The following is a 23,940-nucleotide window of genomic DNA, read 5'->3' as shown; positions in this document are numbered from 1 at the left end:
TTATAATTGATAAATTCTCAATTCTATAAAAAAACAATATATTTGCATTCAAACACAGGCACACTAATGAATACCAAAAATAGTACCATCAGTCTAGAAACCTACTTTCAGGACTTTAGACAACATATTGTTGGCATAGATCAGGAATTTATGTCACCTTTTGGCAAAAAAAATATTGTTTATACTGATTGGACTGCCAGCGGAAGGCTTTACAGACCAATTGAAGAGAAACTTTTAAATCAATTTGGCCCTTTTGTAGCCAACACACATACTGAAACTACTGTATCTGGTACTGCCATGACAAAGGCGTATCATCATGCAAGACATATTATCAAACGTCATACAAACGCTAATAACGATGATGTTTTGATTACAGATGGAACTGGTATGACAGGTGTTATTAATAAGTTTCAACGTATTTTAGGTTTGAAAATTCCTGAAAATCTAAAAAGCTTTACAACAGTTCCTGCAGAGAAAAAACCTATTGTTTTTATTTCACATATGGAGCATCATTCTAATCAAACTTCTTGGTTAGAAACTATTGCTGATGTCGAAATTATTCCGTCTTGTGAAAAAGGACTTTTTAGTTTAGATAATTTAGAGCTGTTGTTACAAAAATACAGCGATAGAACAATAAAAATTGCTTCTATTACTTCGTGTTCGAATGTTACAGGTTTAAAAACACCTTTTCACGAAGCTGCCAAATTAATGCATCAATACAACGGTGTTTGCTTTGTCGATTTTGCCTGTTCAGGACCATATGTAGAAATTGATATGCATCCTGCAGATGAAGAAGCGTATTTAGATGCTATTTTCTTTTCTCCGCATAAATTCTTAGGAGGACCTGGTACTTCTGGTGTTCTTATTTTTAATAAAAAATTATACAACAATATGATTCCTGATTGTCCCGGCGGTGGAACTGTGAGCTGGACAAATCCTTGGGGAGAGCATAAATATATTGACAATATCGAGGATCGTGAAGATGGCGGAACTCCAGGATTTCTTCAGGTTATTAAAACAGCTTTGGCAATTGAGTTAAAGGAAGAAATGGGAATTGAAAACATTTTACAGCGTGAGCATGAAATTGTTGATTACGTTTTCAGTCAATTAGAACCTGTTGATAATATTAAAATTCTAGCAGGACAGCATAAAAACAGATTAGGAGTTGTTTCATTTTTTATTGAAAACCTTCATTTTAATTTAGGTGTAAAAATATTAAATGACCGATTTGGAGTTCAAACTAGAGGAGGATGCAGCTGTGCAGGAACTTACGGGCATTTTTTACTTCATGTTGATCAAGAAACTTCAAATAAGCTGGTTAACGAAATTACAATTGGAGATTTAATCAAAAAACCGGGATGGATTAGAATGTCAATTCATCCAACTACGACTGATGAAGAAATTGCTTTTGTTTGTGAAAGCATTAAAGAGTTAGCTAAAAACCATAAAGAGTGGGCTTTAGACTATTCTTACAATAAAGATACAAATGAGTTTGTTCATAAAAATGCAACTTCTTTTGAAGATGAATTGGTTGAAGGCTGGTTTAAATCTTAAGAATTAATCTACTGCAAGTTTCTTTAAACTATATACGAAGAACTTTGAAATACTAAAAACCCGATAGACTTTAAAAATCTATCGGTTTTTTTATTTAAACTGTTTTTAGAACTACATAATCAAACGTACGCCGCCAAGATCAGAAACTCTATAAGAAAACTTATTTCCAGGCGAACCAATAAACATGAAATTCTTTGGGATTTTCCATTTTTGAGATAATTCATCTATAATTTCTGGGCCAAAAACACCTTGAATTTCAAGATATTCGATATCAATATCATCATAGGCTCGATCTAAAACTTCAAGATCTTTCATTAAAGCTTCATTGTTTACAGAATCACTTTTAACATGAACTATTTTTAGCTTTTTGGTCGTTTCGTTGCCTTGAACATATTGCAGGACTTTGTTTAAAATGGCAATATCATCACCCTTAGTAAAAAAGACAAACTCTTGAGAGTTGATCTGGACACTCATTTTTTGTAAATATCGGTTACTTAAAATCACCATTTTTCGTAATGGCTGATAAAAATATTCTAAAGCTTCGATTAAAAGTTTAATCAGTATAACTCTGTTCAACATGATTCCGATAAATAATAATGACGGAACCATATATTTTAGAAAAGTATAGAACGCATTAATGTTCAGCTCCATATTGCCTACAAATGCAATAATAACAAAAATTATTGCGGTTACAACAGCTATACCGCGTGCTCGTACAGGTCTTGGAAGTTTACTGCGTTTAAATTTAAGAAGCAGATTACCTATTCCAAACAATGCCATTACCGCCAAAAACGAAAATGTATAAACGCCCGCTAAAGATTCTAAATGACCATTTGTAGCAAAAAGAACGGATATACAAAGAATTAAAAAACTTATCGCAATACGATAATGTGATCCTCTTTTATTCTGTTTTAAAAAATAATTTGGCAGAATTCGATCTAAGGTCATTCGGTTTAAAAGCCCAGAAACACCAACAAATGAAGTTAATACAGCACCACAAAGTACTAAAACTGCATCAATAGAAATTAACCATGCAAGCCAAGAACCGCCAGTTGTTTGCCCTAAAAAAGCCAATAACGATTCTTTGTTTTCGCCAACTTGTGCTAACGGAATTACTCCAATAATTAGAATTGCAATAACGGGATTAAAAAAGCTGACAATCGCCCACATATTGCGGAGTGTCTTAGGAAATACTCCAGCTTCTTGCTCTTCAACAAAATTAGCAGAACTCTCAAATCCTGAAATTCCGAGCATTGCTGCCGAAAAACCTAAAAATAGAGCTGTTTTTAAATTCCCAAACGCAATAGGAGCCTGCCAATTCAGCTGAAATACATCTAAACCGTTCATGGCGATATATAAAAGCGACGCTAAAACAAGTAAACTTAAAGTGGTTAAATGGGTTACAAATATAATTACTGCGACAAAAGCAGATTCTCCAATTCCTAAAATGGCCAGAAAAGTAAAAAGAATTAAAACGACAACGGTAGCAATTGTGACATTGATTCCTTCAAAAATTCCGTGTAAATAATGCATTCCTTCTGAAGCAGAAATTACAGCGGTTGCCATATAGGATAAAACGGTAAGCGTTGCGGCCAGCGATGCGAGTTTTTTAGTAGATGTATTTAGTAATACATTGTAAGCGCCTCCATTTAAAGGAATTGCACCAACAACTTCTCCATAAATTTTTCTGAATAAAAATAAAACGGCAGCTACAATCAACAGTGAAATCCATGCGTATTGTCCTGCGTATAAAATAGTTAATGCTGATACATACAAGCAGGAAGAACTTATATCGTTTCCGCATATTGCCGTAGCTTGTAATTGATTTAATCTCTTGTGTATAATTTCTTTCATTTTTAATAGAATTGAAAACAATTGACTTAAAAAATAATGAAGGGCAAAGTATTAGACTTTTGCAAGAGGCGTATAAATGCAGAGAACTACATCAGTTTTGGTACAAAAGAAAAAATTAAGTTAGGAAAATTATTTGGATTCCTCAAATTTATTAAGTGACAGCAAAGCTTGCTGTTGAATTTTTTTCTGAAAAAAACCAGTCCATCCAAGTAAATAACCAGTAAGTCCAAAAGCTTGTTTTGACCATTTCCAAACATCAAAATCGTCAATATGTTTAATAATTAAGCCGTCTTGAAATATAAATTCGGCTCTAATTTTATTGACTACCTTACGATTTGTTTTGCTAAAGTTGTAGGTAGCAACCCATTTTGCAGAACCCGAAAAATCATCGGCTTTTACATCTGAAAATTCAATTTTGATGTTTCCTTTGCTTTTAAGTAACAGCATTTTCCACATTTTAGAAACCTGCTCATCTTTCAATAAACCAAATGCAGGATCAATAAAATGTACTTTTGGATGGTAGCATTCAGACATTGTTTGAGCATCTGAATTAGCAAATGCGGTATAAAACTTTGTTATTACTGCTTCGTTAGGAGTCATATTAAATTGTAATTAGATTATAAATATAAGATTTATTCTAATAAATTTTATATTTATAAAACACTTATTTCTTTTGCTGTATCGTAACTCTTTTTAGATTTATCGTAAGCCGTTGAGAAATAGTTCATTTTGTTATGCGCTGTAAAATATCCGTTTTCATTGCCAAAAGCATTAGAACCGCCAGTTATAATAAAACGAACAGCATAAATATCGTTTTTCTTCAGTTTTGCAAATTCGGCAGGAGTAAAATAATAATAGGCAGATATTTTACCGTCTGCAGTTTCTTTCACATTTTTATCTACGCAAGCAATAACATCAGCATTTGCCAGATCAACATATAAACCGCCAGAAATTTTTGCTTTATCATTTGATGGTAAAATTGTAATTTTTAAAACACCGCCTTTGTCTGTTTTTGCAATTTGTATATCAGCTTCTCCTGTAAAAGCATATTTCTCGCAGATAAACGTATACGTTTTTGTTGCAGAAAGAGGAGCAGCGCCTTTAATGCTCATAGTTTCTTGAGCATTTACAATAGTTGAGAATAACAGTAATAAAAATAGGGGCATTTTTAAATTCATAATTTTACTTTATTGTTCGGTTAATTTTGAGTCAAACTTCTCATCCCAATCCATTGACTTTATTGCTGAAACTAAATTTTCATTGTTCACAAATACACGAAGCTCTTTGTTTGCAACCTTTTTAGTATACAAGGCGTGATAACGGTAAATTACTTCTTGCTTGGTTTTATAAACGCCATCTAATTTCAAATCAATAAAACTCCCGTAATATTGTCTAAATCTTGTACAAGTTTTAGTCAATCGTTCTTCAGTTGTGTTTTCTCTCACAGACTGTGTTACTTCGGTTTCATTAAAAGGCTTGAATTTTGATGTGTTACAAGTTTCTAATACTCTTTTGCCCAATTCATAAGCTTTTCGTTGCTGCTGTGAATTAATCTCGGCACTTGGAACTTTTTTTATCTTTAAATCTTCAGTATCTCGACTTATCGTTTTCGTTTTACATCCAATTAATAACAACAAACATATAATCAATCCTGCTTTCTTCATAATCATTTAAGTAATTTTTAATAATAAGTTAGGGTCAGGGCAGTTTTCAATATAAAAATTCAAATCATTTGTATTGCATACTCCAGGATAATCGCCCCAGTAATCTCCCAAATTTCGTATAATTTGAAAGTGAACATGAGGCGCATAATCTCCATTTATAGATGAATTCCCTAAAGATGCAATTTGTTCGCCTTTTGCAAAAACCGTCCCAACAGTAAGGTTTTCTATACTTTCTAACGATAAATGTCCGTATAAAGTATAAAATATTTCATTTTCAATTTCGTGCTCTAAAATAATAGTAGGGCCATAATCGCCTAAACCAAGATTGTTTTTAAAACTGTGAACTTTTCCATCAAGAGGCGCCAAAACAGAAGTGCCTTCTTTTGTCCATAAATCCAATCCTATATGAATATTTCGTTCTGGAATTGAATCATTTCTAAAAATCGAACTTCGCTTGTACAAAGAACGTCCTTCAATATACCCGCCATAAGCCACTTCAGCATTATTTCTTTTTAAAAAATCCGTAATAAAGCGCTCAAAATCAGCTGCGCTTTCTGGTTTATTTTCAACCAATTCGGTATTTGTAGACGATAAATCAAGTGGAAGATATTTTGAAAAATCAATAACATCATCAATTACTTTAGCAGGAGGCAAGGTTTTTAGAATAGAAACAAGGGACTTCATGAATATACGATTTTAGGATAATTTCTCAATTATTATTATTTCATTATGCACTTCTATGCGCGGCAGCATTTTTACCGTAAACGATTCAGCGTTTATTTCGGCTTTGTATTTTCTATTACGAACATTATGTGCTTCATCAAGAATCATTGTGTTAAATAAAATGAAGCCTTTATCTTTTAATAAAAAACAGACTCTCTCGCTGAAAAACTTTTCAAACAAAAAGTTAGGCATATTAGTATCCTCAAAAATATCGATTATAATCAAGTCATATTTATCTTTTGTTTTTAAAACAAATTCAAAAGCATCATCTATTATAATTTCAAGCTGCTTAATTTGATTGAGATTAAAATATTCATTGGCAATCTGAATCATATCTGAATCAATCTCGACACCTGTAATTTTTCCTTTGTATTCTATTTCATCAACAAGGGTTTTAATTACGCTTCCGCCGGCAACTCCAAGAACCAGAATATGATCCATTTTTAAAACCTTATCATATCCTATATTTCTAAGACCATATCTTAATATTCGCTGTAAGCTTCCATATGAATAATTTGTATTTTCAGAATCGATTACCAATTCTCCGTTTGTCCAAGTAACTTCGATTATTTTACTTCTTGCTGACTTTTTTTTGAATATATTTATAGGTATAAGATAACTGAACAGTTTTTGAATCATTTTATAATGGTTTTACTCAAAAATACCATTTTAAATCTTTTATTTTGTAGCAAAAATTAAATTTTAATGAAGAAACAATTATACAATTTTATCTTTTGCAAGCTAATGGGCTGGAAAATAACAGGGTTGAAGAACGCTGAAGTAAAAAAATGTATATTGATGGTTATGCCTCATACCAGTAATCACGATTTTTATATTGGGCTTTTTACCCGAGGAATCTCTGGCTTGCAAATGAATTGGGTAGGAAAGAAGGAATTGTTTAGATTTCCTTTTGGATATTACTTTAAGAATGTTGGCGGAGAACCTATTGATCGCACGGGAGGATTAAACAAAGTAGATTCTATTGCTGCTATTTTTGACCGTAAAGAAATCTTTCGTTTGGCTGTTGCTCCAGAAGGAACCCGAAAAGGCGTTACCGAAATTAAAAGCGGTTTTTATTATATTGCACTCAAAGCAAATGTTCCTATTGTTCCAGTCGCTTTTGATTGGGGAAAGAAAATAGTTGATCTAGGGAAAGCTTTTTTTCCAACTGGAAATTACGAAGCTGATCTCGAAATCTTAAAACAACACTATAAAGGTGTTTTAGGAAAGATTCCTGAAAACGGAATTCAAATCTAAATTTTAGATATTTTCTTTAATTGCGTGAGAATCGCTTAAATCAAAAATAATTTTAAAATTTTTCAAATACGCGAAAATTTCAAATTAAGGTGTGTACACTTTAAAAGTTCCGTTTTTATAGAAAAAGACTATTTTTTCTATTTCATCTTCCTCAACATTGAAATTAGAGTTTTTGTTTAACTCTATTTTTTTTGTCTGAGGATTTTCTGCTTTATATTCGATTTGAGAAAATAAATTCTCCCCGGCAGAATTTTCAGTCGACGGAGCAGGGGAGTTTTGATTTTTATTTTCTACAAAATTCTCTGCTTTTGAAACTACATCTCCATCATCTGATTTTGGAAAATTTCCTTTCCCATTTAAAATCCAGTATAAATCTACATCAGGAAAAACATCCAAAATTTTCATTACAAAATCTAAACTTGGTTTATTTCTTCCAGAGAGCAGGTGAGACATACTTGATCGCTGCACACCAATTTTATCTGCAAATGAAGAAGCATTTAAACCATAATAATCCAGTATACTCTCCAGTCGTTTTACAAAATCATCTATGTTTACCATTGTAAATTACAATTTAAAATTAACTTGTTTACAAATGTAACTAATTTGCAATGATTTAGCAATTTTAGAGCTGTAAATATCTAAACAAACAACTATATATCGACATAAATACTTTAAATAAAACATCATAAAATATTGAAAATAAGTAACTACATCAACAAAATTAACTTTTGTAATTTTCAATCCAGTATTCAACTTAAAAAGACCATAAAGCTTTGAAATATCTGTTTACAATTCTGAATTTTATTTCTTTTTATGAATTTACAATTGTAAAAATAAAGATGTTTACTTTTGTAAACTAATCACAAAGACAATGAATTTAGAAGAATTATTCATCCAAAATAAAGAAGAATCTATTTCAGGACGTTACCTGACATTAGATCATATCAAGCCGCTTTTAGAAAAACTAAACACCAATAATCAAGTTAAAATTATTGGTAAATCTGTTTTAGGAGAACCTATATATAGCTACGAAATAGGAACAGGAAAAACTCGTATTTATTTATGGTCACAAATGCACGGTAACGAAAGTACAACTACCAAAGCACTTTTTGATTTCATAAATGTTCTAAACAACAAATCTGAGTTTGCCGAAAAATTACTTAATACTTTTACATTCTATAGTATTCCAATTCTAAATCCAGATGGAGCACGTCTTTACACACGTGAAAATGCTAATAAAATTGATCTAAATAGAGATTCTCAAAATCTAACGCAGCCAGAAAGCAATGTTTTGCGAGAAGTTTTTGAAGCTTTCAAACCAGATTACTGCTTTAACCTGCACGATCAACGTACTATCTTTGGTGTAGCCGATACAGGAAAACCTGCAACAGTCTCTTTTTTAGCACCTTCTTATAATGAAGAACGCGAAATAAATGACAATAGATTAAAAGCAATCAACCTAATTGCTGGTATCAATGACGAATTACAAAAACACATTCCTGGTCAAATAGGCCGATTTGACGATTCGTTTAATATAAATTGTATTGGTGATACTTTTCAGTTTTTAGGAGTACCGACTATTTTATTTGAGGCTGGACATTTTGCGGGAGATTATGAGCGCGAAATCACTAGAAAGTTCATATTTTTCTCACTTATTCAGAGTTTTAAACTGCTTAGCGAAAACGATTTAGTTTACAATAGAATTAATGATTATTTGAATATTTCACAAAATAAACCTGTTTTTTATGATTTTATGTATAAAAACATCAAAATAAATTATGATGGTATCGAAATTATTACGAATTTTGTCGCACAATACAAAGAAGAATTGATTGAAAATAAGATTCATTTTAATGCCTACATAGTTGAAGCAGGCGATTTGGAAAATTATTTTGGACATTACGAATATGATGGAAATGGTGCTGTTTATTCTGATGACTATAGTGGTTTTCCGAAATTGAATCAAAAAGCAGATTTTTATTTAAATAAAAATATTAAATTTGTTAACGGGTTGATAAAAAGTTAATTTTTATGTGAATTTGTTGTTTTTTATATATATTTTTATACTTTGTAATAGCAATTAGTAATATTAATTAAAGAATTATGAGTAAATTTCGTTTAGATGAAGTAGATCACCAGATTTTAGATATGTTAATAGACAATACGAGAGTTCCGTTTACTGACATTGCAAAAAAATTATTGATATCTGCTGGTACAGTACATGTTAGAGTAAAAAAAATGGAGGATGCAGGAATAATCATGGGATCTTCATTAGCCTTAGATTACGATAAATTAGGGTATTCATTTATTGCTTACGTTGGGGTATTTCTTAATAATACATCTCAAACTAAATTTGTATTAGAGCGAATCAACCAAATTCCGTTCGTAACAGTTGCATCTGTAACGACAGGAAAATTTAATATCTTTTGTAAAATTAGAGCAAAAGATACAAAACATGCAAAAGAAGTTATTTTCATGATCGATGACATTGAAGGTGTTTACAGAACTGAAACTATGATTTCATTAGAAGAAAGTATTAACGACAAGAAGCGTTTGATGCATACTATTTTCAAAAATATGTAAGAATTCCTCTTGAATGCTATATTAAAAATATAACCTCAAGTTTATTCTTGGGGTTTTTTTATGACTAATTAACCAACCAACTACAACACAATTATGTACACGTTGCCAAAAATTGAACGTTTTAATCGAGATGTTCTTTCTAAATATCACATTTACAACAGTGTTTTTATAACATTACCTTTTGATTCTATAGATAATACAGGCGTTTTACTGCCATTATTTACAGAAACTTGCGAAACTGGTTTTAAAAAACAAGAAACACCAAAAGAAATTTTTGATTTCTTTTCAAACAAATTCCTAAATAACGCTTCTGAAACTGAAAAAATCGACTTAATGTTTCGATTTATTCAATATATAGAGCGTCAAATTGTATTGTTTGATGCAATTGAAGATGCCGCTTTTCCAGAAGTAAACAATATGGAAGGAAGAGGTTCTTTGAGAGATATCAAAGAAAAATCAGATGCTAAGGAGAAAGACGACGAATTAATTCAGTTTCTAGAAGATTTTAATGTAAGAACTGTTTTAACAGCGCATCCAACTCAATTTTACCCAGGACCAGTTCTTGGGATTATTAATGATTTGACTGAAGCAATTCGTCAGAATGATTTATTACAGATAAAACAATTACTGGCGCAGCTTGGTAAAACTCCTTTTATTCAAAATGAAAAACCAAATCCTTACGATGAAGCTGTAAGTTTGATCTGGTATCTTGAAAATGTATTTTACGCTACATCTGGAGAAATTGTACATTATCTTCAAAAAAACATACTTAACGGAAATGCGATTCAAAATCAATTAATCAAATTAGGATTTTGGCCGGGCGGAGATAGAGATGGAAATCCTTTTGTAACTACCGAAATAACCCTTAAAGTAGCAGAACGTTTGCGTACTTCTATTTTAAAGTGTTATTATGTTGAAATGCGAAACCTTAAACGTAAGTTAACATTCTCAGGAGTAGACACTTTAGTAGCAGAACTTGAACATAAACTTTATCGTTCTGTTTTCTATTCAAAAGGTGAAATTTACATTACTTTAGATGAACTTTTAAGTCAGTTGAATAAAATTAGAAGTATAATTATTGAAAAACATCAATCATTATATCTAGATGAATTGGAAGCTCTTTTAGTAAAAATCAATTTATTCGGATTCCATTTTGCGACATTAGACATTCGCCAGAACAGTAAAATTCACAACGTTGTTTTCAAAGACGTTGTCAATTTCTACTTAAACTCTGATTCAAATGTATTTCCAAAAAATTATTTTGAATTAACGGAAAATGAAAAAATTAGCATTTTATCTAAAGTAAAAGGAGATTTAAATCCAAGCGATTTCGAGAATGAAATTACAAGATCTACTTTAGAATCTGTACAGGCGATAAAAACGATTCAAGAAAATAATGGAGAGGAAGGAGCCAATCGTTATATTATCAGCAATAATGAAAGTGCTTTAAATGTAATGGAAACTTTTGCAATGATTCGTTTGAATGATTGGGAAGATCCAACAGTTGATATTATTCCGCTTTTTGAATCAGTTGATGATTTACAAAATGCACATTCTATTATGGAGCAGTTGTATACTAATCCAGAATACTCTAAACATTTACAAGCTAGAGGAAATAAACAAACTATAATGCTTGGTTTCTCTGATGGAACAAAAGACGGCGGCTATTTAATGGCGAACTGGAGTATTTATCAAGCTAAAATTTCACTAACTGAAATTTCTAGAAAATACGGAATTAAAGCTATTTTCTTTGATGGACGTGGCGGCCCTCCAGCTCGTGGTGGTGGAAAAACACATAAATTTTATGCTTCTCTAGGTCCAAAAATCGAAAACAACGAAATTCAAATTACGGTTCAAGGTCAAACCATTAGTTCTAATTTTGGAACTTTAGATTCTTGTCGTTACAATATCGAAAACTTATTAAGTGCGGGTGTTACAAATCAAGTATTTAGCAAAGAAAAGAACGAACTTACTGCTGAAGAAACTCAAATTTTAACTCAATTAGCTGATTTAGGATATGAGAAATATTTAAACTTTAAGAATCATCCAAAGTTTATTCCGTATTTAGAAAAGATGAGTACTTTGAAATATTACTCTAAAACAAATATTGGAAGCCGTCCTTCAAAAAGAAGTAAATCAGAATCATTAGATTTTGCTGATCTTAGAGCAATTCCATTTGTAGGTTCTTGGAGTCAGTTAAAACAAAACGTACCTGGATTCTTTGGAGTTGGTACTGCTTTGAAACATTTTGAAGACACTAACCAATGGGATAAAGTAAGCGATTTGTACCATAATTCTTTATTCTTTAAAACACTGCTGGAAAATAGTATGATGTCGTTGGCAAAATCATTTTTACCATTGACGGCTTACATGAGAAATGACCCTGAATTTGGTGAGTTTTGGCAGATTATCTACGACGAATTTTCAGAAACAAAACGTATGTTATTGAAAATTGCTGGTCATAAAACCCTTATGGAAAATTATCCTGATGGTATAGCATCGATTCAAATAAGAGAGCGTATCGTATTGCCTTTGTTGACAATACAACAATATGCTTTATTAAGAATTAATGAATTAAATAAAGACGCAGCTAAGAATGAAGAGCTTATTAAAGTTTACGAAAAAATTGTAACTAGATCACTTTTCGGAAATACAAACGCAAGTAGAAATTCAGCATAAATTAAATTTAGACCTTTAATTTTTATAAAAATGTACAGCAATCAATTAGCAGAAAATGAATATTCAGGGCATTTCGGTACGTATATCAAACAAGCTGGTGACGGAAAATTAATAGAGGAATTAGAGATTTCATTACATGAATTTATAAGATTTGTTCAAAATATACCGCTTGATAAATTTGATTACCAATATGCAGAAGGTAAATGGACAATCAAAGATATTATTCAGCACATTATAGATTCTGAACGTGTTTTTGCTTATCGCGCTTTGAGGTTTTCAAGAAATGACAAAACACCTTTGTCTAGTTTTGAAGAAAATGATTATGCCGATAACGCAAATTCAAACAAAAGAAGTATTCAAGATTTATTGACAGAATTGTCTGCATTGAGACATTCCACTTTATTGTTTTATAAAAGCTTATCTGAAGAGCAACTTAAAAATATTGGAACAGCATCGAACAATCAAATTTCTGTTCGCGCTTTGGGTTTTGTAATAATTGGACATCAAAAACACCATCAAAAAGTTTTTGAAGAAAGATATTTGTAAAAGCTTGAAATAATTTTAAACAAAAAATCCTGTGAAGTATTTCACAGGATTTTTTTATTTCACCTCAATCTTGTCATTTCGACTGAAAGGAGAAATCACACTAGAAATTCCACAAAGATTGGCAATTAACTTTGTCGAATTTCTAGTGTGATCTTTCCTTCGTCAAGATGACAAAATAGACTTGTTATGTTTTCTTTCTAAAAACGCCAAACCAAACCGAATTTTATCATAAGACATTTTTTCTTCAAAATAATCAAAATACGGTTTTAAAGCACTTGGTTTTTCTAATTCTATTTGGGCTTTTTCAATTGCTGCAATTTCGTCTTCAGAAACAAATTGGCTTAAATCGAAATCTTGACCATCTACATATAGTTTTGCTAGATGCGAAACTATCGTTGTTTTACTTACGCTTCTTCGTTCAGCAATTTCTTCAACCGAAAGTCCGCTTAAAAAAAGTTCTAAAGTTTTAGCGTAGGTACTTTCTTTTTTTTCTTTTTTTACTGATTTATTTTTATGAAACTCAATTATTGCATTTATAAAATCTGAACCATATTTTTCGAGCTTAACTTTTCCAACACCATCAACAGCAAGAAAATCATCATCAGTCATCGGTCTTAAAATTTCCATTTGTCTTAAAGCAGCATCACTAAAAATTACGTAAGCAGGAACTTCTTCTTCCTGTGCTATTTCATAGCGTAATTTTCGAAGCGTTTCAAAAAGAGAATTTTTGACTGGTTTTGCTTTTGCTTCTTTAATTTCATTTTTATCGATTACTTTTTTGACAACGGTTGTTAGTTTTACCTTTTCACCTTCAAATAAAACTTTCTTTGCAAAAGGAGTCAATAAGATCTTGTTATGCTGGTGAAATGCAATTTCGCAATAACCAAGATTTATTAACTGAATTAAATATTGATTCCAATCGTACCAAGAAATGTCAGCGCCAATTCCGTACGTTTTTAGCGTTTGATAATTTTTTTCATAGATATACGCGTTTCTCGAGCCTCTTAAAAAATCTACAATTACTGCCAAAGGTTCTGATTCTTGTAAACGAGTAATAGCCGATAGTGCTTTTTGTGCTAAAACAGTTCCGTCAAAAAATGTTGGAGGATTTTTGCATATATCACAATTACCGCAATTTTCGATTACTAGTTCTCCAAAATACGAAAGAAGAATTTTTCGTCTGCAGCTTACAGCATCTGCATATTGTTTCATTCGTTCTAATTTTGCGAGCTGCACATCAGAGTTTAATCCTTCAGATGCAAATTTCTGAAGTTGTATTACATCTGCATAACTTTCAAAGAGAACCGTTTCAGCTGGAAGTCCATCACGACCGGCACGACCAATTTCCTGATAATAACCTTCAATATTTTTTGGAAGATTATAATGAATTACCCAGCGAACATTCGATTTATCGATTCCCATTCCAAAGGCAATTGTGGCACAAACAACCGAACAATCATCATTTATAAATTCATCTTGTGTTTTTGCACGAAGCTTATTATCTAAACCTGCATGATACGCTTTTGCTGTAATTCCATTTTTTTGAAGTTTTTCTGCGAGCTCTTCCGTAGTTTTTCGGCTTAAGCAATAAATTATTCCAGATTCATTTGGTTTTCTTTCGACAAAATCAATAATTTGTTTTACACGATCTAAAGCCGGACGCACTTCTAAACTTAAATTTTTCCGATCAAAAGAGGCAACAAATGTTTTTGGATTTTTAAGATTAAGCTGTTTTGTAATATCAGTTCGCGTTGCTTTATCGGCCGTTGCCGTTAATGCTAAAACTGGAGTAGAAGGGAAGCGGCTTTTTAAATAACCCAAATTTGTATATGCAGGACGAAAGTCATGACCCCAGGAAGAAATACAGTGCGCTTCATCAATCGCTATCAAGCTAATTGTCAATTCATTGAAAACTGAATCTAAGTAAGATAAACTTTCGGGTGCAATATATACCAGCTTAAAAGTATTAGATCTTAGATTGTCAATATAAAATTGCTGTTCTTCACTTGATTGACTGCTGTTGATATAACATGCCGAAATTCCGTTGGTTTTCAAACTATCAACTTGATCTTTCATTAAGGCAATCAAGGGTGAAATTACGATTGTAATTCCTGGTAAAACTAAAGCCGGCAATTGAAAACAAATCGATTTCCCGCCGCCAGTTGGCATAATTGCCAATGTGTCCTGACCAGAAAGTATCGTTTTAATAATCGTTTCTTGGTTTGGTCTGAATTTTTCGAAACCGAAATTCTCTTTTAATTTGGCGTGTAGTAATTCTGAAGTCATATGGTAGATAATTTATGTTTTGCGAATAGTACAAAACAATAAATATAGTAATTTTCTTATATTTAAATTATTATGAGTAATAAAAAAAAGGAACCCTAAAAGAGTTCCCTTATTTTATTTAAAAAGAAAATGACTAATCTTCATCATCTTCGTCTTCGTCGTCGTCAGCTATATCATCTTTGTCTTCATCATCCTCGTCATCGCCGCCATCTGAATCAGGTTTGTCTTGATTATCATCATCTTCGTCATCATCGTCGTCATCATTATCAAGATCAATTCCTTTTACCGGCTCGATTGTATCTACATCAAGATCGATATCGTCATCTTCGTCGTAATTTTCGATTCTATCTGCAAGTTTAGTACTAATTTTTACTAAATAAATAGTGTCTTCAGTACGAACTTCAACAGCTTCTACTAATTCGTTTTTAGCGTTTCTAAAACGGATAACATCCGAATCATCATAACCATCAGGAAATTTTTCTACTAAAAGGTTTAAAATTTCATTGGTAAGTTTAGCGTAGTCTACTATAACTCTCTTCATAAAAATATCCTATAAATCTAATAAATATGCAAAAATTAATGGAGCAACAATTGTAGCATCCGACTCAATAATAAATTTTGGAGTTTTAATATCTAATTTACCCCAAGTAATTTTTTCATTTGGAACTGCTCCAGAATATGAACCATAACTTGTTGTAGAATCTGATATTTGACAGAAGTAACTCCAGAATGGAACGTCATGCATTTCCATATCTTGGTAAAGCATTGGTACAACGCAGATAGGGAAATCTCCTGCAATACCACCACCAATTTGGAAAAACCCGATACCGTTTTGGCTGTTTTTTGAGTACCAGTCCGCTAGGAAAGTCATGTACTCAATACCTGATTTCATTGTTGAGGCTTTTAATTCTCCTTTAATAACATATGATGCGAAAATATTTCCCATTGTACTATCTTCCCATCCTGGAACGATAATTGGAAGATTTTTTTCGGCAGCTGCATACATCCAGCTGTCTTTTAAGTCAATTTCGTAGTATTCTTCAAGAACGCCTGATAATAACATTTTGTACATGAATTCATGTGGAAAATAACGTTCTCCATTATCATCAGCATCTTTCCAAATTTTGTAAATGTGCTTTTGTAAACGTCTAAAAGCTTCATGCTCAGGAATACAAGTATCTGTAACACGATTCAAGCCTTTTTCAAGCAAAGCCCATTCGTCTTCTGGTGTCAAATCACGGTAGTTAGGAACTCTTTCGTAATGCGAATGAGCTACTAAATTCATAATATCCTCTTCTAGATTGGCTCCAGTACATGAAATAATTTGTACTTTATCTTGTCTAATTATTTCAGCAAAAATTTTACCAATTTCTGCAGTACTCATTGCTCCAGCCATACTTACCAACATCTTAGATCCATTTGCTAATTGTTGCTCGTACTCTTTGGCTGCATCTACTAGTGAAGCAGAATTAAAGTGTAAATAATGTTTTTCAATAAACTGACTGATTGGTCCTTTCATTTGTTTTTGTTTTTTATTTTTTTTTTGAATTAAAAGCTTTTAACCTTCTTACGTTGTTATGCAAATTAATAATTTTTTAAGTATGAACTTTTAATTTGCATTCTTTTTTTTTACAATTTTTTCTTGTACCCTAAAATCTTCAATACATCGTCTGAAGTCTGCTGTTCAGAGAAAACCTCTGTAGCCAGTATACCATTTTCATCACGATCAATTAAAATATGTTTAGGCTGTGGAATTAAACAGTGGTGTAAACCTCCGTAACCTCCAATAGTTTCTTGATACGCACCAGTATTAAAGAAACCAATATAAAGCGGTTTTTCTTTGTTGTATTTAGGCAGATAAATCGCGTTCATATTCTGCTCTGAATTGTAATAATCGTCACTATCACAAGTCAAACCACCTAATAAAACCCGTTCGTAAGTATCATTCCAGCGGTTAATTGCCAGCATAATAAAACGTTTGTTTATAGCCCAAGTATCTGGCAAAGTTGTAATGAATGATGAGTCGATCATATTCCATTTTTCTCTATCATTTTGTTGTTTTTGATACAAGATTTGATAGATAGCTCCGCCGCTTTCGCCTACTGTAAACGAACCAAATTCAGTGAAAATATTTGGCACATCAACTTCGGCTTCATCACAAGCAATTTTAATTTGATTGATAATTTCATCAATCATATATTGATAATCATATTCGAATGCAAGTGAGTTTTTAATAGGGAAACCGCCTCCAATGTTCAAACCATCTAGAGTAGGACATTCCTTTTTAAGTGCAATGTATACTTTAATACATTTTACAAGCTCATTCCAGTAGTATGATGTATCATTAATTCCGGTATTAATGAAAAAGTGAAGCATTTTAAGCTCTAATTTATCATTTTCCTGAATCTGTTTTTTGTAGAATGAAACGATATTTTTGTAACCAATCCCTAATCTAGAAGTATAAAACTCAAATTTAGGCTCTTCTTCGGCAGCGATACGAATTCCAATTTTGAATTTTCCTTTGATTTCACCCTGAAGTAAATCAAGTTCTTCGTAGTTATCAATAATCGGAATAGTATTTTTATGCCCGTTATTGATTAATCTAGCGATATTAGTAATATACTCGTCTCTTTTAAAACCATTACAAATTACATAAGTACTTTTGTTGATTTTTCCGTTTTCTAATAAGTTCTCAACTATGTTAACATCAAAAGCAGACGATGTTTCGATATGAATATTGTTTTTGAAAGCTTCATTCATGATATATTCAAAATGAGAACTTTTTGTACAATAACAATAGTAATACTTTGCTTCGTATTTGTTTTTTTCCATTGATTTTCTGAACCAAGCTTTTGCTTTATTGATGTTTTCAGAAATCTGAGGAAGATAAGTAAACTTTAATGGCGTACCATATTGTTCTACCAATTTCATCAAATCGATATTGTGAAACTGAAGATTGTCTTTGTTTAATTTAAACTCCGCTTGTGGAAAGTAGTATGTTTGATTTATTAGATCAGAATATTTTGTATTCATTTATTTTTCAATATTTTAAGTTGTAATTTTTTAATTTAGGATACTGTGCTAAATCTAAAATTCAAACTCTAATATTGGCAAATATAATTTGCAGTTTTTCGTGTTCGGCTTTTGAACATTGGAAAACATCAAAACAGAACGGACTTTTACTATTATAAAAACGGTTCAACATTCTTAGTAAAGAACTGTTGAGACGGTTTCTGTAAGAGCTGAATTGTCTTTGTTTATTGTTTGTTTTCATCGTGGCAAATGTAAAAAATAATATATACCTAAAGCAATGCTTTTTATTAAAAAAAGTTTAAGATTTATAATCTTGAAACGCCTCTAGAATCAATTTATTTTCAACGGATTGATTAATTTTTATTTTACCGATTCCTTCAATCAAGGCAAATTGAATTAAACCGTATTCATTTTTTTTGTCGTGAACGAGCAATTCAAGGATCGGATCTATGTCATTTTCTTCTACTTTTACATCATCATAAATACTCTTAATTGCAGTTTTAATCTCGTTGTATTCAGCTTCAGAAATTAAGTTTTTATGTAAAGAAATATAGCTTTCTAGTATCATACCAATTGCAATTGCTTCACCGTGCAATAAAGTTGTTTTATTTTCACTTTCTAAAAAGTAACTTTCTATCGCATGACCTAAAGTATGACCAAAATTCAATGCTTTACGTATGTTTTTTTCTGTTGGATCCTGAATTACGATTTCATTTTTAATCTCTACAGAACGATAAATCAGTTGATCTAGAGCCTCGTAATCAATCTCTTTTAAGTCTAAAAATTGTTTCCAATATGCTGCATCGTATATTAAGCCGTGTTTTAACATTTCGGCCAAACCTGAACGCATTTCACTTTGTGGCAGAGTTTGAAGGTAATCTGTATCGATTAAAACCATTTGCGGTACATTAATAACACCTATCTGGTTTTTTAGATTCCCTAAATCTACTCCCGTTTTTCCTCCAACCGAAGCATCTACCATAGACAATAAGGTAGTTGGAATATTAATAAAATCGACACCTCTTTTAAAAGTACAAGCTACAAAACCGCCTAAATCTGTAACAACACCACCACCAAGATTAATTACAAGTGATTTTCTGTCGGCACCAAGTTCAGTAAGCACATTCCAGATTTGAATACAAGTTTCTATATTTTTGTTAGCTTCTCCAGCCTCAAACTCAATAATTTCGATATTAAGATCTGTTTCAATTACCGGCAAAAGCTTAGGCAGACAAAATTCATTTGTTTTATCATCTACAATTATAAAAAGATTAGAATATTTGTTCTCTTTTAAATGTTTATTTAAAGCTTCGTATGCATTTTGGTTAAAATGTACCAGATAATTATTGGCTTGAATAGACTTCATAAGTTCTTAGGTTAATTGAAAGCGCAAAATAAGGCATTTTTAAGCAATAATTATTCAATTTTTGATGCTATTTTGTTTTAAAATCAAGCTTTACGACAGTTCTAAAAGCAGAAAACGGACACTTTTATAAATACATATTTCTTTAAAAGTAATTTTTTACTTAAATAATTCAATATTTCTAAGAATGTTATTAACGATACCGAAAAATTTGCCCCTGTTTAGTAAATAATATTCAAAACACTCTTTATATTTGCATAAAAACTAAACTTAATGGAAAAAATATTCGATAACACACAAGTTGCATTTTCACTTAAAAGTGATACTGAACTTGATAGGGCTTATTTTCTTTTTAAAATGATTGACAGTGAGCCTTTAGTAAGAATTGGAACTGCTGTTACTAATTTTGCAATCAAAGCACATCTTCCTGTTGAAGGATTAATCCGTGCTACTGTTTTTGACCATTTTTGCGGTGGTGTAAACGAAGACGATTGTATTACAGTAGTAGATAAAATGTTTACAAAAGGAGTTTCATCTGTACTAGATTACTCTGTTGAAGGAAAAGAAGAGGAAGAGCAGTTTGATGCTGCTTTACAAATGACCTTAAAAACTATTGAATTTGCAAAAGAACGTTTAGCAATTCCTTTTGCCGTTTTTAAACCAACTGGTTTAGGACGTTTTGAATTATATGAAAAACTAGGAGAAAAACAAACATTGTCTCCTACAGAGCAAACTGAATGGGATAGAGTAGTAGCTCGTTTTGACCAAGTTTGCAGCGAAGCACATAAAAAAGATGTTGCATTATTAATTGATGGTGAAGAAAGCTGGATGCAAGATGCAGCTGATGATCTAGTAACCGAAATGATGCGTAAATACAATAAAGAGAAAGCAATTGTATTTAACACATTGCAAATGTATCGTTGGGATCGTTTGGACTATTTGAAAAAACTACATGAAATTGCTAAACAAGAAGGCTTTTTTATTGGAATGAAATTGGTTCGCGGTGCTTACATGGAAAAAGAAAACAAGCGTGCAGAAGAAAAAGGTTATGTTTCGCCAATTTGTGTTTCTAAAGAAGCAACAGATGTGAATTATGACAGCGCTGTACATTATATGTTAGATCATTTAGAAACGATGTCAATTTTTGCAGGTACTCATAACGAATTAAGCTCTTATAAACTTATGGAAATGATGGCTCAAAGAGGTATTGCAAAAAATGATAACAAAATTTGGTTTGGACAGTTGTACGGAATGAGCGATAATATTAGTTACAACTTAGCCGAAAACGGTTATAATGTTGCTAAATACCTTCCTTTTGGACCTGTAAAAGATGTTATGCCATACTTGATTCGTCGTGCTGAAGAAAATACTTCGGTTGCAGGACAAACAAGCCGTGAATTATCAATGATAAAAGCTGAGCGCAAACGCAGAAAAGGGAAATAATCTTCGTTTAAATACAAATAAAAAGCCTCTTAAATTTAAGAGGCTTTTTATTATACTATTTTTAAAACTATTTTATTCCTAATCGAGATTTCAATTTCAGAAATAAAAGTCCGATTTTATAAGCATCTTCAGCTGAAGAATTTCGATCGCTTTTTGGAATTTTGTAAATTTCGCATAGATCATTTAATGAAAACTGCTTGTCATTAATGTCCGTTAATTTGCGATACATAACATCTACATCTAAAGCTTCATTTTTAAGTCTGCCGCAATTTAGTCGTTCAAGCGCCGCATTAAGCATTTCTATATCAAAATTGATATGATGCCCCACTAGAATTGCGTTTCCAATAAAGTTAACAAAAGCTTCAACAGCATCAGGCTCCGGCATTTTCATCATTTTACTTTCAATGATAAACTCATTTGAGAGTCCGTTATCCTGCAGAAATTTGTATTGAAGTAAAACGGCTTCAAAATTTTCTTTAATTAAAATACTGTCTTCCACAACAGAAAATGCTCCCAAAGACAGAATGACGTCTTTGTTTGGATTTAAACCAGATGTTTCAGTCGACAACACCACAAACTTGGACGGTTTCGTTTCTAATTTAGTCAAATAATCCTTCCAAAAATCCGGATATTCTTTATTAATATTTTTAAGCCAGTCTAGCATATTTACGAGAATTGTGTAAGTTGAAATTTACTCTTAATCAGTTCCTCAAGGTCTTTCATTGGGGTTAAAGCATTTTTTAACTTTTCTTTGTCTGTTTTAGACATTTCTCTTAGATTAATGTATTGTCCAGAATCATCATTCTTTAAACCTTCGACCGTTCTAAACTTTGAAAGTGTTAGAAAAGCTTCAGCACAACTTAAATATATTTCGGCATTTTTAGAATCGGTAATTGCTAATTGTTTGAATCTTAAATAGGTATTTTTGATTCCTTTTATATTCGCATTCAAAATTAACAAGCGCGCGCCATCAATCAACGGCATTAAAGCACGGGTTTTAATATCAAATTTAGTTTTATGCGGGCCGTCTTCTTCTACAATGAATTTTTTGAAAAAGCTTAAAGGAGAATTTCTCTTTAAAGCATCGTTTCCTAAAAAGTCGAAGAACAAAGTATTGTTTACAGCATTTTTAAAAATTACATTTTCAATCACTTCTTCAATCTTTGGTTCGCCAAAAACGATCTCATAATCAAAGAAAATCGAACTTAAATCATTACTGTTTTCACCTGGAGTATTCATCCAGCTGTTGTATTGTTTTGTCCAGTCTGTCAATGATTTACACCAAAGCATATTGCTGCCCATATGTCCGTTTGGACAATATTCATAACCTACTTTTTCAAGAATAGAAGTCGTTCTTTTTGCCAGTCTTAAAAAATAATCTTTTACTTCTCTATATTTTTCTGGAGCCACATCTTCAAAGATCAAAATACTGTCTTGATCTGTTAACAAAAGCTGTTCTTTACGACCTTGACTTCCTATACTTAACCACGCAAATCGAGCAGGAGGTGAGCCTAAATCTAAAATTGATAATTCGACAGCACGTTTTATGATCGCCAAATTAATTTCACTCGCAATATTGCTGATATGAGAAATTGGTATGTTTTTTTGAATCGAATTCTGAATTAAATCTGATAATCGATCGCGTATTTGTTTTAGATCTTTTGGCAGTTGCGAACGTTTAATCTCTTTAATTAAAACACCAGGGTTACTTGCTTGAGCCACAATTAAATCGTGCTCAGAAATAATTCCTTTTACCGCAGATTTACTTGTACCGTCTTTTGTTACGCATAAATGTGATACATTATGTTTCAGCATTAGTAACTGTGCTTCGGCTAAAGAAACATTCTCAATTACGGTAACAACTGGCGAGGACATAATTTTATCTATAGTTTCTGATATTGGATAACGACCAGTTGCAATTTTTGAAGACAAATCGGCATTTGTAACAATACCAATTGGTTTTGTTTTTTCAGTAACTACAATATTATCTACCATAGATTCCGTCATTAAAATGGCAACATCTTTTACAATATGATGCGCCTCAGTTGTTAACGGCGAATTATTATACGCTAGAGACTGTATATACTGCATTTCTGACTGCTGATCTATATAGCTGTTGTCAGCATCTAATTTTCCATTAGAACGCACATTATCTTTAGTATGTCTTGAATTTATTGCAAAACTTTCCAATAAAAAATTCAAAACGTCAGGATTATTAGCCACAAATGGTCTAAAAACAGCGATAGGAATAGCATAAATTATACTTTCTTCACGTGCTTTTGCAGTCATCATGTAGTTATTTTTGGCAAAAAACGGACGTAAACCAAAAATATCGCCTTCATGACATTTATTTATAATTGTTTCCTCAGCATCAGCAATTGTTGTCAAATTAATGATACCAGAAGCAACAACATAAAAACTGTCGTGCAATAAATCATTATTTTGAAACAATACAGCATGTTTTTCTAAATTGATAACACGAATATTAGTTGCAATTTCTGATAATTCTTGAAAAGTCAAATTATCAAACGGCGGGTATTCTTTTAAAAAATCTGCAATATGCTCAGCAATTGTATTCATAGAGTTGATATTTTTTTTAAAGTATCTAATGTAAAAATAATAAAATTTAGTTTCACTTTGAACGCATCTTGATTAGAAAGTTATTATTTTAAAGAAATGTTAAGATTTAGCAAATTCAAGGCTTTAAAATGCATTTTGTCATTTCAAAAATATTTTTTTTTGTAATAGACTTTATAAGGAATGTATACTATGAGTAGTCGCTGAGATTTGAATATTTACAAAATTTTAATACAGAAGTGCATTTATGAGATTCTCACTGCTTAAATTTTCTATTTTACATAATATAAATTATAGTTCAAATGAATTGGCTCAAATATTTGATAATCAGTACTTTAAATCTGAACGTTATAAGCTGGCGAAGCCCCTTGATAATAA

The 23,940-nt window shown here is 31.6% G+C and carries 21 protein-coding genes; 7 read left to right on the top strand and 14 right to left on the bottom strand.

All coding sequences use genetic code 11. From position 1 onward, the window contains the following. The first annotated feature begins 66 nt into the window (after positions 1-66). A complete protein-coding gene (locus B0A75_RS18305) occupies positions 67-1,554 on the top strand; it encodes an aminotransferase class V-fold PLP-dependent enzyme (protein ID WP_089055707.1) in 1,488 nt (495 codons plus the stop codon). Between the two features lie 111 nt (positions 1,555-1,665). Here B0A75_RS18305 and B0A75_RS18300 read toward each other — a convergent pair whose 3' ends face one another. The 6 genes from B0A75_RS18300 to B0A75_RS18275 form a co-directional block, all read right to left on the bottom strand. Then, positions 1,666-3,408 carry an APC family permease gene (locus B0A75_RS18300; RefSeq protein WP_089055706.1) on the bottom strand — a complete coding sequence of 581 codons (1,743 nt, stop codon included), beginning with the start codon at positions 3,406-3,408 and terminating at the stop codon, positions 1,666-1,668. Between the two features lie 129 nt (positions 3,409-3,537). Next, positions 3,538-4,008: a nuclear transport factor 2 family protein gene (locus B0A75_RS18295; protein WP_089055705.1), complete on the bottom strand. Its 471-nt coding sequence runs from the start codon at positions 4,006-4,008 to the stop codon at positions 3,538-3,540. Between the two features lie 53 nt (positions 4,009-4,061). Continuing rightward, positions 4,062-4,574 carry a hypothetical protein gene (locus tag B0A75_RS18290; RefSeq protein ID WP_244284423.1) on the bottom strand — a complete coding sequence of 171 codons (513 nt, stop codon included), beginning with the start codon at positions 4,572-4,574 and terminating at the stop codon, positions 4,062-4,064. Positions 4,575-4,595: 21 nt separating this feature from the next. Further along, positions 4,596-5,072, bottom strand: coding sequence for a hypothetical protein (locus tag B0A75_RS18285; RefSeq protein WP_089055750.1), 477 nt, complete (start codon positions 5,070-5,072; stop codon positions 4,596-4,598). A 6-nt stretch (positions 5,073-5,078) separates the two neighbouring features. Continuing rightward, positions 5,079-5,756, bottom strand: coding sequence for a peptidoglycan DD-metalloendopeptidase family protein (locus B0A75_RS18280; protein ID WP_089055703.1), 678 nt, complete (start codon positions 5,754-5,756; stop codon positions 5,079-5,081). A gap of 12 nt (positions 5,757-5,768) precedes the next feature. Continuing rightward, positions 5,769-6,434 carry a spermidine synthase gene (locus tag B0A75_RS18275; protein ID WP_089055702.1) on the bottom strand — a complete coding sequence of 222 codons (666 nt, stop codon included), beginning with the start codon at positions 6,432-6,434 and terminating at the stop codon, positions 5,769-5,771. Between the two features lie 66 nt (positions 6,435-6,500). On the opposite strand from B0A75_RS18275, the gene B0A75_RS18270 reads away from it, so the two are divergent. Then, positions 6,501-7,052, top strand: a complete 552-nt coding sequence (locus tag B0A75_RS18270) for a 1-acyl-sn-glycerol-3-phosphate acyltransferase (RefSeq protein WP_089055701.1) — start codon at positions 6,501-6,503, stop codon at positions 7,050-7,052. An 84-nt stretch (positions 7,053-7,136) separates the two neighbouring features. Here the strand turns inward: B0A75_RS18270 and B0A75_RS18265 are convergent, their stop codons facing one another. Further along, a complete protein-coding gene (locus B0A75_RS18265) occupies positions 7,137-7,610 on the bottom strand; it encodes a helix-turn-helix domain-containing protein (RefSeq protein WP_089055700.1) in 474 nt (157 codons plus the stop codon). A 313-nt stretch (positions 7,611-7,923) separates the two neighbouring features. Between B0A75_RS18265 and B0A75_RS18260 the strand changes: the two genes are divergently transcribed. The 4 genes from B0A75_RS18260 (at position 7,924) to B0A75_RS18245 (ending at position 12,860) form a co-directional block, all read left to right on the top strand. Next, complete coding sequence (locus B0A75_RS18260; RefSeq protein ID WP_089055699.1) at positions 7,924-9,078, top strand: M14 family metallopeptidase; 1,155 nt, start codon at positions 7,924-7,926, stop codon at positions 9,076-9,078. Between the two features lie 77 nt (positions 9,079-9,155). Continuing rightward, positions 9,156-9,635, top strand: a complete 480-nt coding sequence (locus B0A75_RS18255; protein WP_007805990.1) for an Lrp/AsnC family transcriptional regulator — start codon at positions 9,156-9,158, stop codon at positions 9,633-9,635. A gap of 93 nt (positions 9,636-9,728) precedes the next feature. Beyond that, positions 9,729-12,314, top strand: coding sequence for a phosphoenolpyruvate carboxylase (locus B0A75_RS18250; RefSeq protein WP_089055698.1), 2,586 nt, complete (start codon positions 9,729-9,731; stop codon positions 12,312-12,314). Between the two features lie 30 nt (positions 12,315-12,344). Continuing rightward, positions 12,345-12,860: a DinB family protein gene (locus tag B0A75_RS18245; protein ID WP_089055697.1), complete on the top strand. Its 516-nt coding sequence runs from the start codon at positions 12,345-12,347 to the stop codon at positions 12,858-12,860. A 162-nt stretch (positions 12,861-13,022) separates the two neighbouring features. Here the strand turns inward: B0A75_RS18245 and recQ are convergent, their stop codons facing one another. The 5 genes from recQ to aroB form a co-directional block, all read right to left on the bottom strand. After that, entirely contained in the window at positions 13,023-15,146 is a 2,124-nt protein-coding gene (recQ, locus tag B0A75_RS18240; protein ID WP_089055696.1) for a DNA helicase RecQ, read from the bottom strand. 133 nt (positions 15,147-15,279) lie between these two features. Further along, positions 15,280-15,687, bottom strand: coding sequence for a DNA primase (locus tag B0A75_RS18235; RefSeq protein ID WP_089055695.1), 408 nt, complete (start codon positions 15,685-15,687; stop codon positions 15,280-15,282). A gap of 9 nt (positions 15,688-15,696) precedes the next feature. Further along, positions 15,697-16,665 carry a deoxyhypusine synthase family protein gene (locus tag B0A75_RS18230; RefSeq protein WP_089055694.1) on the bottom strand — a complete coding sequence of 323 codons (969 nt, stop codon included), beginning with the start codon at positions 16,663-16,665 and terminating at the stop codon, positions 15,697-15,699. 110 nt (positions 16,666-16,775) lie between these two features. Further along, the gene (locus B0A75_RS18225; RefSeq protein WP_089055693.1) at positions 16,776-18,179 is read right to left on the bottom strand and encodes a type III PLP-dependent enzyme domain-containing protein; all 1,404 of its coding nucleotides are present in this window, start codon (positions 18,177-18,179) and stop codon (positions 16,776-16,778) included. A gap of 298 nt (positions 18,180-18,477) precedes the next feature. Next, positions 18,478-19,545 (bottom strand): 3-dehydroquinate synthase, encoded by a 1,068-nt coding sequence (gene aroB / locus B0A75_RS18215; protein ID WP_089055692.1) that lies wholly within the window; start codon positions 19,543-19,545, stop codon positions 18,478-18,480. A 270-nt stretch (positions 19,546-19,815) separates the two neighbouring features. Here aroB and B0A75_RS18210 point away from each other — a divergent pair, with 270 nt between their 5' ends. Next, complete coding sequence (locus tag B0A75_RS18210; protein WP_089055691.1) at positions 19,816-20,985, top strand: proline dehydrogenase family protein; 1,170 nt, start codon at positions 19,816-19,818, stop codon at positions 20,983-20,985. Positions 20,986-21,052: 67 nt separating this feature from the next. On the opposite strand, the gene B0A75_RS18205 is transcribed toward B0A75_RS18210, so the two are convergent. Then, a complete protein-coding gene (locus B0A75_RS18205; RefSeq protein WP_089055690.1) occupies positions 21,053-21,649 on the bottom strand; it encodes a 3'-5' exonuclease in 597 nt (198 codons plus the stop codon). Between the two features lie 2 nt (positions 21,650-21,651). Then, positions 21,652-23,565, bottom strand: coding sequence for a DUF294 nucleotidyltransferase-like domain-containing protein (locus tag B0A75_RS18200; protein ID WP_089055689.1), 1,914 nt, complete (start codon positions 23,563-23,565; stop codon positions 21,652-21,654). Positions 23,566-23,940 lie beyond the last annotated feature (375 nt).

Origin of the sequence: Flavobacterium oncorhynchi, assembly GCF_002217355.1 — a bacterium.
Classification (GTDB): Bacteria; Bacteroidota; Bacteroidia; order Flavobacteriales; family Flavobacteriaceae; genus Flavobacterium; species Flavobacterium oncorhynchi.
Note: the sequence above shows the minus strand (reverse complement) of the source record. Positions and strands in the feature narration are given on the sequence as shown.